This window comes from Variovorax sp. GrIS 2.14 (assembly GCF_046115955.1).
Taxonomy (GTDB): Bacteria; Pseudomonadota; Gammaproteobacteria; order Burkholderiales; family Burkholderiaceae_C; genus Variovorax.
In genome coordinates, this window is sequence record NZ_JBJXIA010000011.1 from 1 (window position 1) to 16,880 (window position 16,880).

Genomic DNA, 16,880 nt, shown 5'->3' on the forward strand with positions numbered 1-16,880 from the left:
GCCGCAGCCGGTGCTGCCGGCGGCGCAGCGGCTGGCCCGCAAGCGGCAAGCGCGCCGGCCGACGACAACGTCGTCGACGCCGAAGTCAAGGAAGTGAAGAAGGGCTGATCTTGTTGCCCTGATCTGCGCGGAAACCGGGCTGGATCACCTTTGCGGGTGGTCCAGCCTTTTCCGCTTCAAGCCGCCTGCACCGACCGAACCCGCGAACCCTGCGAACTCCGCCCATGGCCACCAAACGCGACTACTACGAAACCCTCGGCGTTCCCAAGAATGCCAGCGAGGAAGAAATCAAGAAGTCTTATCGCAAGCTTGCGATGAAGCACCACCCTGACCGAAATCACGGCGACACCACCAAGGCCGCCGAGGACAAGTTCAAGGAGGTCAAGGAAGCCTACGAAATGCTGTCGGACAGCCAGAAGCGCGCGGCCTACGACCAGCACGGTTTTGCCGGCGTCGACCCCAACATGCGCGGCGGTCCCGGCGCAGAAGGCTTCGGCGGCTTCGCAGAGGCCTTTGGCGACATCTTTGGCGACGTCTTCGGTGGTGCGCGTGGGCGCACCAGTGGCGGGCGCCAGGTATTCCGCGGCGGTGACTTGAGCTACGCCATGGAAGTCACTCTCGAAGAAGCAGCCGAAGGCAAGGAAGCCCAGATCCGCATCCCGAGCTGGGACGAGTGCGGCACTTGCCATGGCAGCGGCGCCAAGGCCGGCACCAAGCCGATCGTGTGCACAACCTGCCATGGAGCAGGCGCGGTGCAGATGCGGCAAGGCTTTTTCAGCGTGCAGCAAACCTGCCCGACCTGCCACGGCACGGGCAAGCTCATCCCGGAACCCTGTGCGGTGTGCCATGGCCAGGGCAAGATCAAGAACAACAAGACGCTCGAGGTCAAGATCCCTTCAGGGATCGACGACGGCATGCGCATCCGCAGTACCGGCAACGGCGAGCCCGGCACCAACGGCGGTCCGCCAGGTGACCTGTACATCGAGATCCGCTTGAAGAAGCACGAGCTCTTCGAACGCGATGGCGATGACCTGCATTGCGTCGTGCCCGTTGCGGTGACCACGGCAGCGCTCGGCGGCGAGATCAAGGTGCCGACCTTGAAGGGTGCAGCCGCCATCGATATCCCCGACGGCACGCAAAGCGGCAAGCAGTTCCGGCTGCGCGGCAAGGGCATCAAGGGCGTGCGTTCCAGTTACCCGGGGGACTTGTACTGCCATGTGCGTGTCGAGACGCCGGTCAAGCTCACCGAGCACCAGCGCAAGTTGCTCAAGGAGCTCGACGAGTCGCTCAAAAACGGAGGCGACAAGCACAGCCCGACAGACAAGGGCTGGATCGACAAGGCAAAGGAGTTCTTTAGTTAATCGAGCGGAAGCAAGCGGCCCCAGAGGCCGCTTTTTTTATGTGCTCATAGCAAACTAGGCTGTCTCGTTTCAGAGACGCTCTCCTGCGCCAACGAAGAACTTTTCACAACACAGTACCTTCTTAAAAAGGGTGTCTGCGAAGGCCGCCTACTGCAGGCGCGCTCTTTGCTTTAAGCTAATTGAACGGATTTGGCGACGAAGTTTTTTCTGCGCAGCCCCGCATTTCGGACCACCGGTAGCCCGATTGACGCGTTATGTGCAGTACGGTAAGTCCGTGCAGTGTTTTCGCTCACTCGATGGAGGTGTTCTATGGATGTGATCAGCAGTTATGCCGCCCGCTACGAACGCACACGCGAGGAAGTCCTTTCGCTATCGGACTACCTCGACATATGCAAACGCGAGCCTGTTGCGTATGCCACCGCCGCAGAGCGGATGCTCAAGGCGATCGGCGAGCCCGAGATGGTCGACACGCGAAATGACTCGCGTCTGTCGCGGATCTTTGCCAACAAGGTTCTGAAGATATACCCGGCTTTCAAAGAGTTCTACGGCATGGAGGAGGCCATCGAGCAGGTGGTGTCGTACTTCCGCCATGCCGCACAAGGGCTCGAAGAAAAGAAGCAGATCCTGTACCTGCTCGGCCCCGTTGGCGGCGGCAAGAGTTCCATCGCAGAGCGGCTCAAGCAGCTCATGGAGCACGTGCCGTTCTATGCCATTCAAGGCTCGCCAGTCAACGAGACCCCGCTCGGCCTTTTCGATGCAGCCGAAGACGGCGAGATCCTCGAAAAAGAATACGGCATTCCGCGCCGCTACCTGAACCGCATCCTGTCGCCGTGGGCTGTGAAGCGCCTCGAAGAATTCGGTGGCGACATCCGTAAGTTCAAGGTGGTCAAGCGGTACCCATCGGTGCTGAGGCAAGTGGCTGTTGCCAAGACCGAGCCAGGCGACGAAAACAACCAGGACATCTCGTCATTGGTGGGCAAGGTAGACATCCGCAAGCTCGAAACATTCGCGCAGGACGACACCGATGCGTACGCGTATTCAGGCGGCCTGTGCCTGGCCAACCAGGGCCTGCTCGAGTTCGTGGAAATGTTCAAGGCGCCCATCAAGGTGCTGCATCCGCTGCTCACCGCGACGCAAGAAGGCAACTTCAAGGGCACTGAAGGTTTCGGCGCTATTCCGTTCGACGGCATCGTGCTGGCGCACAGCAACGAGAGCGAGTGGAAGGCCTTCCGCAACAACAAGAACAACGAGGCTTTTCTCGACCGGATCTACATCGTCAAGGTGCCCTACTGCCTGCGCGCCTCCGAAGAAATCAAGATCTACGAAAAGCTCGTGCGCAATTCGTCGCTGGCTGCGGCGCCCTGCGCGCCAGGGACGCTTCGAATGATGGCGCAGCTGTCGGTGCTCACGCGCTTGAAAGAGCCCGAGAACTCCAGCATCTTCAGCAAGATGCAGATCTACGACGGCGACAACCTGAAGGACACCGACCCCAAGGCCAAGTCGTTGCAGGAGTACCGCGACTACGCCGGTGTCGACGAAGGCATGAGTGGCGTGTCGACACGCTTCGCCTTCAAGATCATCTCCAAGGTCTTCAATTTCGACAGCACCGAAGTCGCGGCCAACCCGGTGCACTTGATGTATGTGCTCGAGCAACAGATCGAGCGCGAACAGTTCGCACCCGAGGTCGAGCAAAAGTACATCAGCTATATCAAGGAGCTGTTGGCACCGCGCTATGCCGAGTTCATCGGCAAGGAAATCCAGACGGCGTATCTCGAGAGCTACAGCGAGTACGGGCAAAACATCTTCGACCGCTACGTGACTTACGCCGACTACTGGATTCAGGACCAGGAGTACCGCGACGTCGACACGGGCGAAGTGTTCGATCGTGCGTCGCTCAACGGCGAGCTCGAGAAGATCGAGCGGCCGGCCGGCATCGGCAACCCGAAAGATTTCCGCAACGAGATCGTCAACTTCGTGCTGCGTGCACGGGCCGGCAATGCAGGGCGCAATCCGGCATGGACCAGCTATGAAAAGCTGCGCGCGGTCATCGAGAAGAAGATGTTCTCCAACACCGAAGAACTCTTGCCCGTTATCAGCTTCAACACCAAGAGCAGTGCAGACGAGCAGAAGAAGCACGAGGACTTCGTCGATCGCATGGTGGCCAAGGGATACACCGCGAAGCAGGTCCGGCTGCTGTGCGAATGGTATTTAAGGGTACGCAAGAGTTCCTAGAGTCCCCGATTTCACCGCACAAGGAGTTGCGAAACAGTGGCCATCCTGCAGCAGATCATCGATCGGCGTTTGTCGGGAAAGAACAAGTCGATCGGCAATCGCGAGCGCTTCCTTCGGCGTTATCGCGGGCAAATCCAGGAGGCCGTGCGCAAGGCGGTCAGTGGCCGAAACATCCGCGATCTTGCGCAGGGTGAAGACGTCACCCTGCCGCGTCGCGACGTGTCCGAGCCGGCCTTCGGGCATGCGCCAGGCGGCAACCGCGAATACGTACACCCCGGCAATCAGGAGTACCTGAAGGGTGATCGCATCAAGCGGCCGCCGGGCCAATCGGGCGGCGGCAGTGGGAGCGGTGAAGCGGGCGACGGCGGCGAAGGCGAAGACGACTTCGTGTTCCGCCTTACCCGCGAAGAATTCATGCACGCGTTCTTCGAAGACCTGGCGTTGCCGCACCTGATCCGAACGCAAATTGCCGAAGTGCCGGAGTGGAAGAGCCATCGCGCCGGCTTTACCAGCGACGGCTCACCGACCAACCTGCATGTCGTGCGCTCCATGCGCGGCGCCCTCGCCCGCCGCATCGCGCTCGGTGGCGAGCCACGCAAAGAGTTGCGCCGGCTCGAAGCGCACTTGTTGGCGTTGCGGGCGCATCCGCACGCGGTACCGTCCCTGGTGCAAAAAGAGATCGAAGAAATCGAAGCGCAAATCGAAGAGCTGCGCCGTACCGCGCGTCATGTGCCGTACATCGACCCGATCGACCTGCGTTACCGCAATCGCGTAAAGACGCCGGTGCCGAGTGCCAAGGCGGTCATGTTTTGTTTGATGGACGTTTCGGGCTCGATGGACGAATCGCGCAAGGACATGTCCAAGCGCTTCTTCATGCTGCTCTATTTGTTCCTGACGCGGCATTACGAAAAGATTGATCTGGTCTTTTTGCGGCATCACACGCAGGCCGAAGAAGTGTCCGAGGACGAGTTCTTTCATGCGACCGAAACGGGCGGTACGGTCGTGTCGAGCGCTTTGGTGCTGATGGACGAAATCATTCGGGCGCGCTACCCGAGCGGCGAGTGGAATATCTATGGCGCGCAGGCAAGCGATGGCGACAACTGGCATCAGGACAGTGGGCGCTGCCGCCAATTGCTCGACGAAAAGATCTTGCCGATGGTGCGCTACTACGCCTACGTGCAAGTGGCACAGGCCGAGCAGAACCTGTGGCAGGAGTACACGCAGCTGCAAGGCATGCGGCCCAACTTCGCGATGCGCAAAGTGGCTGACGCGCAAGACATCTATCCCGTCTTTCGCGAACTGTTCAAGAAGGAAGGAATCGCCAGATGACCGACCTGCTGATCGAGCCCAACCTCGAACGCGCGGACCAGCCGCTGCCGAGCCCTTCTGACTGGACCTTCGAGCTCATCGAGCTCTATCACACCGAGATCGCGCGCACGGCGCGAGGCTACGGGCTCGACGTGTACCCCAACCAGCTCGAGGTGATCAGTTCAGAGCAGATGATGGACGCCTACTCCAGCGTCGGCATGCCGATGCTCTACCGGCACTGGTCGTACGGCAAGCAGTTCATCCTCACCGAGAAGAACTACCGCCGCGGCCACATGGGGCTGGCGTACGAAATCGTCATCAACTCCGACCCGTGCATTGCCTATCTCATGGAAGAGAACACCATGGCGATGCAAGCCCTGGTGATCGCGCATGCGGCATATGGACACAACAGCTTCTTCAAGGGCAACTACCTGTTCCGGATGTGGACCGACGCGTCGTCCATCATCGACTACCTTGTCTACGCGCGGCACTACATCGCCGAATGCGAGCAGCGTCATGGCGTCGACTCGGTCGAAGAGCTGCTCGACTCTTGCCATGCGCTGATGAACTACGGTGTGGATCGTTATCGCCGCCCGCAACGCCGTTCGCTCGCGCAAGAGAGCCTGCAGCGCGCCGAGCGCGAGCAGCACATGCAGCAGCAGATCAACGACCTGTGGCGCACGCTGCCGCGCCGTGAAGGCCAGGCCGCGGAGGCGGCGGCCGCCAAGCGCTTCCCGGACGAGCCGCAAGAAAATCTGCTGTACTTCATCGAGAAAAACGCGGCGCTGCTGGAACCATGGCAACGCGAGGTCGTGCGCATCGTTCGCAAGGTCGCGCAGTATTTCTATCCGCAGCGTCAGACGCAGGTGATGAACGAGGGCTGGGCCACCTTCTGGCACTACACCCTGCTCAACACCATGTACGACCGCGGCTTGCTGGCCGACGGGTTCATGATCGAGTGGCTGAGTTCGCACACCGGCGTGATCTACCAACCGCCGGTCGGGCACCGTGCGTACAGCGGGATCAACCCGTATGCACTCGGCTTCGCGATGTTTACAGACCTGCGGCGCATCTGCGAGAAGCCGACCGAAGAAGACCGTCGCTGGTTCCCCGACATCGCGGGCAGCGACTGGGTCAAGACGCTCGACTATGCGATGCGCAACTTCAAGGACGAGAGCTTCATCGGCCAGTTCTTGAGCCCGAAGGTGATGCGCGACTTTCGCCTCTTCGCGATTCGCGATCATGAGAAAGACAGCGAGCTCGAGGTCGCCGCGATCCACGACGACAGCGGCTACCAAGCGCTGCGTGAGTCGTTGGCGCGGCAGTACGACATCAGCTGCCGCGAGCCGGACATCCAGGTCTGGAACGTGAACACCCGCGGCGACCGGTCACTGACCCTGCGCCACACGCAGCGCAATGGCTTGCCGCTGAACGACGGAGCCGAAGAAGTGCTCAAGCACGTCGCGCGGCTGTGGGGTTTCGACGTCCAGTTGGAGAGCGTCGACGGCCAGGGCAAAGTGAGCCGCAGCTGGAAAGCCGTCGCGCCTCGCCAGACCTGAAAAGAAGCCCGCAGGCGGACCGCTCAGTTCGCCATCGTCGGGTTGCGCTTCTCTTCCATCAGACGTTGTTGCTGAAGCACCGCTGTACAGGCCGGGTGCGCGCTGTGCTCGGCCTTCGCACATTGCGCTGCCATGCACCTCGATGCTGCAAAAAAACCCAGGCCGGTGCACTGCGCCTTAGGGTCGGTTGCCGCGGTTGCGGTGCTTGCCCGACTGCCCGGCGCTGTCAATGACACGGACGCCTTGGCTGGTGTGCGGGTCGCCGCGGGCGCAACCGCTGTGGCTGGCGGCGTCGTGGTCACTGCTGATCTGGATGTTGCGCGGTTGCCCGAAGCGGCACCGACAGCGGAGGTTGGAGGTACGACCTGAGCGGAAGGAGTTGCGGTCGTTGGCTCCGTCTGAGTCAAGGGGTTGAACGGAGACAACGGAGACAACGGAGACAACGGAGACAACGGAGCCAGCGGCACAACCGGCGCAGTCGCTACCGCAACCTCTGGTTCTCCGCCCACGCCCGAATGCCCGAACGCGTAGATGTACAACCCACCCGCACCGGCGACCAGCCAGCCGGCGGCGCCGATAACGAGCGCGATCGCGAAGGCCGCCACGCTGACCCACAGGCCCTTGCGTCCTTCGACGGTGCGTCGCGGACCGCTCGACAGTGGAGGTGTCTGCGACGCTGATGCGTTGGCTGAGGCGGCGGAGGTGGCGGAGGCGGCCGGCGTGGCTGATATCGCACCGGTCGCTGCAACAAACCCGGAAGCCCGAGGCAGCGCAGCGTCGGCGCGAATGTCAGGCTCCCTGAGGAACGTGCCGCGATGCGCAGCGTGCGGCATATGCGGCAATATTTCAGTCGCCGCAAAAACCGTCGGCAGCGATTCGATGCACTCGATGCAGAATTTCGCGACTGAACGGTTTTCAGTCCCGCATGCGGGACAGGTCACGCCCATTCAGTGCGCCACCTGGCAGATGCGCGGAGTTTCGATAAAAACACCGCCGCTCTGGGCGGACGACAGGTTCTTCTCAGCAGACAACACCAACGCTGCCTGATGCGCCGAGCGGCTGGCGGTCTTGACGTGCGAGATCAGTACCCGCCACTCCTGGGTGAGCTGATCGGACGAATCGTCTTCGGGTGAGCGCAGCAGCGTCTGGCCGGCGTCGACCAAATTTGCAGCGGCTGTCAGGCAGATGGTCAGTGCTTGCTGGGCGGCAGTGGATGCCGGGCGGCGCGCGTCGGGCCCACCGTCTACACGTGCCAATACTTCTTCGATGGCGATCAGGGCGCGTTCGAGCAATGCACGGTCGGATAGGGTTGTCATCAATTTGTCCCGGAATGTTTCCGAATTCAAACTCGATGGTGCCAGCCCTCTCTCAAAACGCATGTGCACTTTGGCACAAGCAGATACAAAAGTTTCTAAATGTGTCGAGGGTTCGAGCGCTCAACTGTTCAGCCGGACCAACGCCTCGATCGCCAAGGGATACCCTTTCACGCCCAGCCCCACGATGATCCCGCGGGCGGCCGGTGAAATATAGGAGTGATGGCGAAATTCCTCGCGCGCATGAACGTTCGAAATATGCAGCTCGATCAAGGTCACGTTCGCGCCCTTGATGGCATCGTGCAGCGCGATCGATGTGTGCGTGTAAGCACCCGGATTCATCACCACGCCGATCATGTTGCCAGCAGAAATTCCGCGGCCGGCCTCGTGAATCCAGTCGATCAGCTGGCCCTCATGATTGGACTGGCGGCACTCGACCGCCACGCCGAGCTTGTCGCCCGTTTCCTTGCACATGCGCTCGACATCGGCGAGCGTTTCATAGCCATATTGCGCGGGCTCTCGCGTGCCCAGCAAGTTGAGATTGGGGCCGTTCAAAACGAGGATTTTTTTCATGGGATGCAGCTCCGGTCGCGGGCATCTTATAGTGACCGGCTGCCTCATTGCATCCGCACGAATTCCTTCCTCAATCTCGATCACTTCTCTTCTTCTGACATGAAAACCAAAGCCGCCGTCGCCTGGAAATCCGGAGCCCCGCTCACAATCGAAACTGTCGACCTCGACGGCCCGAAATTCGGCGAAGTGCTGGTCGAGATCAAGGCCACCGGCATCTGCCACACCGACTACTACACGCTGTCGGGTGCCGACCCGGAAGGCATCTTCCCGGCAATCCTCGGCCATGAAGGCGCGGGCATCGTGGTCGACGTCGGCCCCGGCGTGACCACGCTCAAAAAGGGTGATCACGTCATCCCGCTCTACACGCCCGAGTGCCGCCACTGCAAGTTCTGCCTGTCGCGCAAGACCAACCTGTGCCAGCAGATCCGCACCACGCAGGGCAAGGGCCTGATGCCCGATGCGACGAGCCGCTTCAGCATGGACGGCAAGCCGATCTTTCACTACATGGGCACCTCGACCTTCAGCAACTACACGGTCGTGCCTGAGATTTCGTTGGCGAAGATCCGCGAAGACGCGCCGTTCGACAAGGTCTGCTACATCGGCTGCGGCGTGACCACCGGCATCGGCGCCGTGATCTTCACGGCCAAGGTGGAAGCTGGCGCCAATGTCGTCGTGTTCGGCTTGGGCGGCATCGGCCTGAACGTGATTCAGGGCGCCAAGATGGTGGGCGCCGACAAGATCATCGGCGTCGACCTGAACCCGGAGCGCGAGGCGATGGCTCGCAAGTTCGGCATGACTCACTTTCTGAACCCGAAAGACGTCGAAGCGGCCGGCGGCAACATCGTCGACGCCATCGTTCAGCTGACCGACGGCGGCGCGGACTACAGCTTCGAGTGCATCGGCAACACCAAGGTGATGCGTGAGGCGCTCGAGTGCACGCACAAAGGCTGGGGTCGCAGCATCATCATCGGCGTGGCCGAAGCGGGCGCCGAGATCAGCACGCGGCCGTTCCAGCTGGTCACCGGGCGCAAGTGGGAAGGCTCTGCCTTCGGCGGCGCGCGGGGACGGACAGACGTGCCGAAGATCGTCGACTGGTACATGGAGAACAAGATCAACATCGATGACCTGATCACTCACACCATGCCGCTCGAAGACATCAACAAGGGCTTCGAGCTGATGAAGAGCGGGGAGTCGATTCGGGGTGTGGTTCTGTACTAGCTCACCCATGTGTCCGTTTGGAAAGACAACTGGCACCCCGCCGCGACAAGAACGGAGATAACCCTGTGGCCCGACCCATGCATCCGTTGAAGCACATCGAGGCCGGAGTACTCGACATTGCCTACTTCGAAACCGGCGCTGCCGACGGAGCGCCGGTGTTCCTGATGCACGGCTTTCCGTACGACATTCACACTTACGCCGAGGTCGCACCGATGCTGGCCGACGCAGGTTGCCGCGTGATCGTTCCGTACCTGCGCGGCTACGGCGCCACGCGTTTTCTCGATGCGGCGACACCGCGATCGGGTGAGCAAGCCGCGTTAGGCGCCGACCTGCTGGCGCTGATGAACGCGTTGCACGTTCCACGCGCCGTGCTCGCTGGCTACGACTGGGGCGGCCGCGCTGCGTGCGTCGTCGCGGCGCTGTGGCCTGAGCGTTGCGCCGGCCTCGTCTCCTTCAACAGCTACAACATCCAGAACATTGCCAAAGGCATGGAGCCTGAGAAAGCGGAGAACGAACATCGGTATTGGTACCAGTACTACTTTCACAACGAGCGCGGTCGTGCCGGGCTCGAAAAAGACCGCCGCGGCATCACGCGGCTGTTGTGGAAGCTCTGGTCGCCGACCTGGACCTTCGACGATGCGACCTTCGAGCACAGCGCGGCCGCGTTCGACCATCCTGATTTCGTCGACGTCGTGGTCCACTCGTATCGGCATCGCTTCGGCCTGGTGCCGGGCGATCCGGCTTACGACTACATCGAACGCCAACTCGCAGCGCAGCCTCCGATCGCGGTGCCGACCATCACCTTCGACGGCATCGACGATGGCGTGCGTGAGCCCGCCGATGCCTCGGCGCACGCCGCCAAATTTACCGGGCAGCGCTCGCACCGCTTGGTGCCGGGCGTCGGCCACAACATGCCGCAAGAAGTGCCGCGCTTATTCGCCGATGCCGTACTCGAACTGACGCCCAACCTCCATTCATGAACGACTCGACCCACTCTGCTTCAGCGCTGCGCAACCTGTCCGAACACCGCTGCTTCGGCGGCACACAGCGCTTCTATGAACACGCATCGACAGAAATCGGCTTGGCGATGCGTTTCTCGATCTTCCTGCCGCCGCATTCGAACCACGGCAAGGTGCCCGCGGTGATGTACCTCGCCGGCCTCACCTGCAATGAAGAAACATTCATGGTCAAGGCCGGCGCGCAGCGCATGGCAGCTGAACTCGGCATCGCATTGATCGCGCCGGACACCAGCCCGCGTGGCGCCAACGTCGAAGGTGATAGTGCAAGCTGGGACTTCGGCGTGGGCGCCGGCTTCTATCTCGATGCGACCGAAGCACCTTGGTCGACGCACTGGCGCATGGAGAGCTACCTCATCAACGAGTTGCTTCCACTCATCACCCTGACGCAGCCGATCGACGGCGAGCGCATCGGCATCTTCGGCCACTCGATGGGCGGCCATGGCGCACTCACGCTGGCATTGCGGCATCCGGGCGTGTTCAAGTCGCTGTCGGCGCTGGCACCGATCTGCGCGCCGAGCCGTTGCCCATGGGGCGAAAAGGCTTTCACCGGCTATCTCGGCAGCAGCCGCGAGACATGGTCTTCGCACGACGCTACCGAGCTGATGGAAGCGCTGGCCGGCGCAAAAGAGAAAGCGCCGTACCCGGACGGCATCCTGATCGACCAGGGCCTGGCCGACAAATTCCTGACTGATCAATTGCATCCGCACCTGTTCGAAGCCGCATGCGCCGATGCCGGGCAGCCGCTCGACTTGCGCCGCCACAAAGGCTACGACCATGGCTACTACTTCATTCAAAGCTTCATCGAAGACCACCTCGCGCACCACGCACGCAGCTTGCGGGCCTGAGCCGATTTGCTCTGACGTCACCCATGTCCACCTCAGAGACACCCACGCTCCGTCTTCGACCGCGCGACTACGCACCGGGTGAAAACGCAGTGCTCGCCGGCATCTGGCGGCGCGCGTGGATCTCGGCACAGCGTGGCGAAAAGACGGTGGCGCCGATCGGGCTTTGGCTGTCTCGCGTACAGGCCGAGTTCGTGCCGCCGGCCGATGTGCTGCTCGCCGAGCGCGACGAACAGATCGTCGGCTTCATGATGGTGCTTGCGCAGCGCAACTATGTGGCGCAGCTGTTCATCGAGCCGCACCTGCAACGCGAAGGGCTGGGCCAGTCACTGCTCGATGAAGCATGCGTGCGCATGCCGACAGGCTGGAGGCTGCACGTCGCCACAGCCAACATTGCGGCGCAACGTTTCTACGAGCGCTACGGACTGGAGCGCGGCGTGGTCGATCGGCATCCGTCCAACGGCCGCGAGCGCGTGGTCTACCACTGGGCACCGCGCATTGGGCGCTCGATGAACCGGCCATGAACAGACCATGAGCGGTCTCGCCGAAAGCCTGCCCGAAGTGTTCGAAAAGCTCGGCCGCATCCAGGCGCGCCGCATGTTTCGCTGTGGGAGGCTCGCATGGGAGGCGGTCGTACGATCGGGCAAGCCATCCCGCGTGAAATCAGCGCAGCCCCCGCCAAAGAAAAAGAAAGGATCCGCCCGTTGATCGACGTCCAACACCCTCACGTCCTGCCGATCTCGGAGTTGCCCGAGCGCGAGCAGATCGCGCTACTGGCGCCCTTCGACGGACTCGACCTGCAAGACATCGTGGTGGTCGGAACGGTCGACGATGCGGCCCGTGCAGCAGCAGATTTGCTGGCCGCGCGCATCGTCGGATTCGATACCGAATCCAAGCCCACCTTCGCGAAGAACGAAGTCAACACCGGCCCCCACCTCGTCCAGTTCTCGACAATGACGACCGCCTATCTGTTCCAGTTGCATCGCACCGACTGCATCCCGACAATGCAGATGCTCATCGACTCAACGGCGTTGCTGAAGGTCGGGTTCGGCCTGTCGACCGATCTCACACTGATCCGCAATCGCCTCGGCACCGAGCCGCGCGCAGTGTTCGACATCGACAACGAATTTCGGCGGCGCGGGTATAGGAAATCGGTTGGCGTGAAGACGGCCGTCGCGCTGGTGTTCGACCGACGCTTCATGAAGTCACGCAAGGCGACGACGTCGAACTGGGCGAACAAGCAACTGACCGATTCGCAGATTCGCTACGCTGCGAACGACGCGTATGCATCGATCCGTGTGTACGACGCGCTGGGCTTGCGACAGCGCCCGTGACGGTGACGGTGACGGTGACGGTGACGGTGCGATCGATGAACCGTTGCATGTGAATGTTCCCCTGTGAATTGCGACGACTGACAAGGCCGCAAGCCTTGCGCGACTGCGGCGGCAGTGCGCGTTTTCTGCATGCGCGGCAAAATGGCCGACAGAACACAACCGCCGAGCACCCTCCGTGCCCCGCATGAAAGACGCCATGAGCAGCAGCACCTCCGCAGAAATCAAGAAGAGCGATTTCGGTTTGATCGGCTTGGCCGTGATGGGCCAGAACCTGGTGCTGAACGTCGAGAGCCGCGGTTTTCAGGTCAGCGTGTTCAATCGCACGACCGACAAGACCGACGAGTTCGTCGCGAAGAACCCGGGTAAGAAGCTGGTCGGCTGCGACACGCTAGAAGCTTTCGTGCAGAGCCTCGCGCTGCCGCGCAAGATTCAGATCATGGTGAAGGCCGGTGCGCCGGTCGACCAGGTGATCGAGCAGCTCATTCCCTTGCTCGCCAAGGACGACATCGTGATCGATGGGGGCAACAGCCTCTACACCGACACCGAGCGGCGCGATGCCTACCTGGCCGGCAAAGGCCTTCGCTTCATCGGCGCGGGCGTGTCGGGTGGTGAAGAAGGCGCGCGCAAGGGCCCGGCCATCATGCCCGGCGGCCCCGCGTCCACTTGGGAAGTAATGAAGCCGATCTTCGAGAGCATCGCAGCCAAGGTCGATGGCGAGCCTTGCGTGATCCACATCGGCCCCGGCGGCGCCGGCCACTACGTGAAGATGATCCACAACGGCATCGAGTATGGCGACATGCAGCTGATCTGCGAGGCTTACAGCCTGTTCAAGGCGGCCGGTTTCACCACCGACGAGATGGCTGCGATCTTCACCGAGTGGAACGAAGGCGACCTGCAGAGCTACCTGATCCAGATCACCGGCAAGGCGCTCGAGCAGAAAGACCCCGAGACCGGCAACGCGCTGGTCGACATGATCCTCGACAAGGCCGGGCAAAAAGGCACCGGGCAATGGACGCTCATCAACGCGGCCGAGCAGGCGATCGTCATAAGCACCATCAACGCTGCCGTCGAGGCGCGCGTGCTGTCGTCGCAGAAAAAGCAGCGCGTGGTGGCGAGCAAGCTTTTGCAGGGGCCCAAGCCGGCCTTCAGCATCGAGAAGAAAGCGCTGGTCGACAAGGTGCACGATGCGCTCTATGCATCGAAAGTCGTGAGCTACACGCAGGGCTTCGACCTCATCAAGACGATGGGCGAGAAGAAGCAATGGGGGCTCGACCTCGGTGGCATCGCATCGATCTGGCGCGGCGGCTGCATCATTCGCGCGCGATTTTTGAACCGCATCACCGACGCCTATCGCACGGACAAGGCGCTCACCAATCTGATGCTCGACCCCTTCTTCAAGGACCTGCTCAACAGCACGCAGCAGAACTGGCGCGAAGTGGTTGCAATGGCGGTGAGCAACGGCATTCCGGTGCCGGCCTTCAGCGCGTCGCTGGCGTACTACGACAGCTACCGCGCCGAGCGTTTGCCGGCAAATTTGCTGCAGGCGCAGCGCGACTTTTTCGGGGCTCACACCTACGAGCGCGTCGACAAGCCCGAAGGCCAGTTCTTCCACACCGCCTGGCCTGAAGTCATCGGCTGAGCCCAGCGAACGCGTACTCCCGCGATACCAACGCGTCACGGCAATGACCCAGCCTTTCGGCCGCTATCCCGCCCATCTGGTCGAGGACTGGCAGCTGAAAGATGGAACACCAGTGCGCATCCGGCCGATTCGGTCCGACGATCTGGCCATGCACACGCACTTCGTGCACGGCCTGTTACCGCACACCGGCTATGCGCGGCTGCTGTCTCCACGCATGCCGCAAGAGGCCGAGCTGCGGCACATGACCGACATCGACTACGAGCGCGAATTGGCGTTGATCGCCACGACGCCCGTCAACGGTCACGAGCATCAGATAGGTGTAGTGCGTTACGTGCGCGGCGATACGCCTGAAACCAGTGGCATCGCCGAGTTCGCGATCGTTATCGGCGATGCGTGGCAGCGCCGTGGACTGGCCGAGAAACTGTTGCAACGCCTGATCGATGCGGCGCGCAGCGCGGGTGTCAGCACGCTGGACGACATCACGCTCTACGACAACCGCGGCATGCTGATGCTGGCGCGCAAGCTGGGATTCACGCTGCAGCGCGATGCGGGCAACCCCAACGTGACGAAGCTGCGGCTGTCACTGACGGCATGACTTAGAACAGATCGCCCTGACCCACCACACCCGGCGGCCGGAACGCCGACAGATCGAGCTCGACGCGTTGCCGATTGAAGCCGATGCGGTTCGTCGCCTTCTCGAAGCGCTGGCGAATCAGGTCGGCCCACAAGCCAGTGCCTTTCATGCGCGTCGCGAAGTCGGCGTCGTAGTCCTTGCCGCCCCGCATCTCGCGGATGCGCGCCATGACGCGCGCGGCACGGTCCGGGTAATGCACTTCGAGCCATTGCTTGAAGAGCGGCGCGACTTCCCACGGCAACCGAATCACTGTGTAGAACGCGCTGCGTGCGCCCGCCTCCCAAGCGGCTTCGAGCACGTGCTCCATGTCTTCGTTGATGAACGGGATCTGCGGCGCTACGCTCACGCCCACCGGCACGCCGGCATCGACCAAGGTCTTGATGGTGCGTAACCGCCGATGCGGTGCGGCGGCGCGCGGCTCGAGCTTGCGCGCCAGTTCGCCATCGAGCGTCGTCACTGTGATGTACACCGCGGCCAGCCGATCGGCGGCCATCGGCGCGATCAAATCCAGGTCTTGCTCGACCGCGCTCGACTTGGTCACAAGGCCGAACGGATGCCGCGTTTCCTTGAACACTTCGATGACCGAGCGCGTCAGCCGCAGCTCGCGTTCGATCGGTTGGTAGCAATCGGTCGCGGTGCCGATCGCGATGTGGCTCGGCTTGTAGCTCTTGCGGCCGAGTTCGGTGCGCAGCACCTCGGCGATGTTGCGCTTGGCGATGAGTTTGGTTTCGAAGTCGAGCCCCGGCGACAGGTTGAGGTAGCTGTGCGTCGGTCGTGCGAAGCAATAGATGCAGCCGTGCTCGCAGCCCCGATACGGATTGATGGAGCGATCGAACGGGATGTCCGGCGAGTCGTTCTGGTTGATGACCGACTTGACGTCTTCGAAGCGCACTTCGGTTTCGATGCGCGCCGGCGGCTCACCGTACTCCCCCTCAAGCGTACCCCACCCGTCGTCCCACGCTTCGCGCGTGTCGCGCTCGAAGCGGTGCGCGAGACGGCTGGCGGCGCCGCGGCCTTTGAGGGCAGAGAGGGGAATGAAGGCTTCGGACACGGTGGCCTCGGATACTGTGATTGCATCCAGTATTCCACCGACACGCGTTCAGCGCAACCTGTCATTCGGCTGCTCATTCGACCAGCGCGAAAACGTCAGAACTCGGCGTCCAGCTCGTCGATTTCTTCGGGCTCGAGCTTGGCGTCGGCCACCCACTCTTTCATCGCGGGCAGCTCCATCACGCGCTTGCAATACGACATGCAGGCGCTGTCGAGCGGCACGTCGTAGCTCAAAAAGCGCGTGACGACCGGCGCGTACATTGCGTCGGCGATGCACGGCTGCTTGCCGAAGAGAAACGGACCGCCATAAGACTTGAAGCACTCGCGCCAGATCGCGACCACGCGGTCGATGTCCGACTGCGCTCGCGACCACACCTTGAAGCCCTTGAAATGGGCCTTGATGTTCATCGGCAACGCGCCGCGCATCGAGGCGAAGCCAGAGTGCATTTCGCCGCAGATGGCGCGGCAGTGGGCGCGCGCCGCAGCGTCGGCAGGCAGCAGGCCGGCCTTGGGCTTGATCTCGTTCAAGTACTCGCCGATGGCCAGCGTGTCCCATACCTTGATGCCGCCATGTTGCAATGAAGGCACCAGCATCGACGACGAGAGCAGCAGCATCTCGGCCTTCATGGCCGGATCGTCCGGCGGAATGATGGTCTCGCTGAAATCGAGCCCGGCAAACTTGCACATGAGCCAGCCACGCAGAGACCACGCGCCGTAGTTTTTGCTGCTGATCGTGAGAACGGGTTTGGCCATGCGATGACACTCCTTGGGACTGTAGGACTTCGATCTGCAAGGCCC

16 protein-coding genes are annotated in these 16,880 nt (G+C 61.9%); 12 read left to right on the forward strand and 4 right to left on the reverse strand.

The annotated features are described in order from the left end of the window. Positions 1-224: 224 nt before the first annotated feature. The 4 genes from dnaJ (at position 225) to RCH10_RS17505 (ending at position 6,460) form a co-directional block, all read left to right on the forward strand. Positions 225-1,361: a molecular chaperone DnaJ gene (dnaJ, locus tag RCH10_RS17490; protein WP_323497327.1), complete on the forward strand. Its 1,137-nt coding sequence runs from the start codon at positions 225-227 to the stop codon at positions 1,359-1,361. Positions 1,362-1,670: 309 nt separating this feature from the next. Then, on the forward strand, positions 1,671-3,593 hold the full coding sequence (locus RCH10_RS17495) for a PrkA family serine protein kinase (protein WP_323497328.1): 1,923 nt from the start codon (positions 1,671-1,673) through the stop codon (positions 3,591-3,593). A 36-nt stretch (positions 3,594-3,629) separates the two neighbouring features. After that, entirely contained in the window at positions 3,630-4,922 is a 1,293-nt protein-coding gene (locus tag RCH10_RS17500) for a YeaH/YhbH family protein (protein WP_409053380.1), read from the forward strand. Continuing rightward, on the forward strand, positions 4,919-6,460 hold the full coding sequence (locus RCH10_RS17505; protein WP_323497330.1) for a SpoVR family protein: 1,542 nt from the start codon (positions 4,919-4,921) through the stop codon (positions 6,458-6,460). The genes RCH10_RS17500 and RCH10_RS17505 overlap by 4 nt, the downstream gene beginning before the upstream one ends. 947 nt (positions 6,461-7,407) lie before the next feature. On the opposite strand, the gene RCH10_RS17510 is transcribed toward RCH10_RS17505, so the two are convergent. Together RCH10_RS17510 and aroQ are read right to left on the reverse strand one after the other, a co-directional pair. Further along, positions 7,408-7,776 (reverse strand): hypothetical protein, encoded by a 369-nt coding sequence (locus RCH10_RS17510; protein ID WP_409053381.1) that lies wholly within the window; start codon positions 7,774-7,776, stop codon positions 7,408-7,410. A gap of 120 nt (positions 7,777-7,896) precedes the next feature. Then, positions 7,897-8,346: a type II 3-dehydroquinate dehydratase gene (aroQ, locus tag RCH10_RS17515; protein ID WP_409053516.1), complete on the reverse strand. Its 450-nt coding sequence runs from the start codon at positions 8,344-8,346 to the stop codon at positions 7,897-7,899. Between the two features lie 99 nt (positions 8,347-8,445). On the opposite strand from aroQ, the gene RCH10_RS17520 reads away from it, so the two are divergent. From RCH10_RS17520 to RCH10_RS17555, 8 genes are all read left to right on the forward strand, one after another. Then, positions 8,446-9,564, forward strand: coding sequence for an S-(hydroxymethyl)glutathione dehydrogenase/class III alcohol dehydrogenase (locus tag RCH10_RS17520; protein ID WP_409053382.1), 1,119 nt, complete (start codon positions 8,446-8,448; stop codon positions 9,562-9,564). Positions 9,565-9,641: 77 nt separating this feature from the next. Further along, complete coding sequence (locus RCH10_RS17525; protein ID WP_409053517.1) at positions 9,642-10,544, forward strand: alpha/beta fold hydrolase; 903 nt, start codon at positions 9,642-9,644, stop codon at positions 10,542-10,544. After that, the gene (gene fghA / locus RCH10_RS17530; protein ID WP_409053383.1) at positions 10,541-11,428 is read left to right on the forward strand and encodes an S-formylglutathione hydrolase; all 888 of its coding nucleotides are present in this window, start codon (positions 10,541-10,543) and stop codon (positions 11,426-11,428) included. Before RCH10_RS17525 ends, fghA begins: the two co-directional genes overlap by 4 nt. Positions 11,429-11,451: 23 nt before the next feature. Further along, positions 11,452-11,949, forward strand: coding sequence for a GNAT family N-acetyltransferase (locus tag RCH10_RS17535; RefSeq protein ID WP_409053384.1), 498 nt, complete (start codon positions 11,452-11,454; stop codon positions 11,947-11,949). Between the two features lie 7 nt (positions 11,950-11,956). Then, complete coding sequence (locus RCH10_RS17540; protein WP_409053385.1) at positions 11,957-12,133, forward strand: hypothetical protein; 177 nt, start codon at positions 11,957-11,959, stop codon at positions 12,131-12,133. Beyond that, positions 12,130-12,759, forward strand: a complete 630-nt coding sequence (locus RCH10_RS17545) for a 3'-5' exonuclease (protein ID WP_409053386.1) — start codon at positions 12,130-12,132, stop codon at positions 12,757-12,759. Before RCH10_RS17540 ends, RCH10_RS17545 begins: the two co-directional genes overlap by 4 nt. A gap of 220 nt (positions 12,760-12,979) precedes the next feature. Then, a complete protein-coding gene (gene gndA / locus RCH10_RS17550; protein ID WP_409053518.1) occupies positions 12,980-14,398 on the forward strand; it encodes an NADP-dependent phosphogluconate dehydrogenase in 1,419 nt (472 codons plus the stop codon). 43 nt (positions 14,399-14,441) lie between these two features. Then, the gene (locus tag RCH10_RS17555) at positions 14,442-14,993 is read left to right on the forward strand and encodes a GNAT family N-acetyltransferase (protein ID WP_409053387.1); all 552 of its coding nucleotides are present in this window, start codon (positions 14,442-14,444) and stop codon (positions 14,991-14,993) included. Position 14,994: 1 nt separating this feature from the next. On the opposite strand, the gene RCH10_RS17560 is transcribed toward RCH10_RS17555, so the two are convergent. Together RCH10_RS17560 and RCH10_RS17565 are read right to left on the reverse strand one after the other, a co-directional pair. Continuing rightward, entirely contained in the window at positions 14,995-16,083 is a 1,089-nt protein-coding gene (locus RCH10_RS17560) for a PA0069 family radical SAM protein (protein ID WP_409053388.1), read from the reverse strand. Positions 16,084-16,178: 95 nt separating this feature from the next. Then, positions 16,179-16,835 (reverse strand): glutathione S-transferase family protein, encoded by a 657-nt coding sequence (locus RCH10_RS17565; RefSeq protein WP_409053389.1) that lies wholly within the window; start codon positions 16,833-16,835, stop codon positions 16,179-16,181. Positions 16,836-16,880 lie beyond the last annotated feature (45 nt).

Coding starts and splice junctions, on each gene's coding strand:
- dnaJ (WP_323497327.1), top strand. CDS start 225: ATGGCCACCAAACGCGACTACTACGAAACCCTCGGCGTTCCCAAGAAT.
- RCH10_RS17520 (WP_409053382.1), top strand. CDS start 8,446: ATGAAAACCAAAGCCGCCGTCGCCTGGAAATCCGGAGCCCCGCTCACA.
- RCH10_RS17565 (WP_409053389.1), bottom strand. CDS start 16,835: ATGGCCAAACCCGTTCTCACGATCAGCAGCAAAAACTACGGCGCGTGG.
- fghA (WP_409053383.1), top strand. CDS start 10,541: ATGAACGACTCGACCCACTCTGCTTCAGCGCTGCGCAACCTGTCCGAA.
- aroQ (WP_409053516.1), bottom strand. CDS start 8,346: ATGAAAAAAATCCTCGTTTTGAACGGCCCCAATCTCAACTTGCTGGGC.
- RCH10_RS17535 (WP_409053384.1), top strand. CDS start 11,452: ATGTCCACCTCAGAGACACCCACGCTCCGTCTTCGACCGCGCGACTAC.
- RCH10_RS17555 (WP_409053387.1), top strand. CDS start 14,442: ATGACCCAGCCTTTCGGCCGCTATCCCGCCCATCTGGTCGAGGACTGG.
- RCH10_RS17505 (WP_323497330.1), top strand. CDS start 4,919: ATGACCGACCTGCTGATCGAGCCCAACCTCGAACGCGCGGACCAGCCG.
- RCH10_RS17510 (WP_409053381.1), bottom strand. CDS start 7,776: ATGACAACCCTATCCGACCGTGCATTGCTCGAACGCGCCCTGATCGCC.
- RCH10_RS17495 (WP_323497328.1), top strand. CDS start 1,671: ATGGATGTGATCAGCAGTTATGCCGCCCGCTACGAACGCACACGCGAG.
- RCH10_RS17525 (WP_409053517.1), top strand. CDS start 9,642: ATGCATCCGTTGAAGCACATCGAGGCCGGAGTACTCGACATTGCCTAC.
- RCH10_RS17540 (WP_409053385.1), top strand. CDS start 11,957: ATGAGCGGTCTCGCCGAAAGCCTGCCCGAAGTGTTCGAAAAGCTCGGC.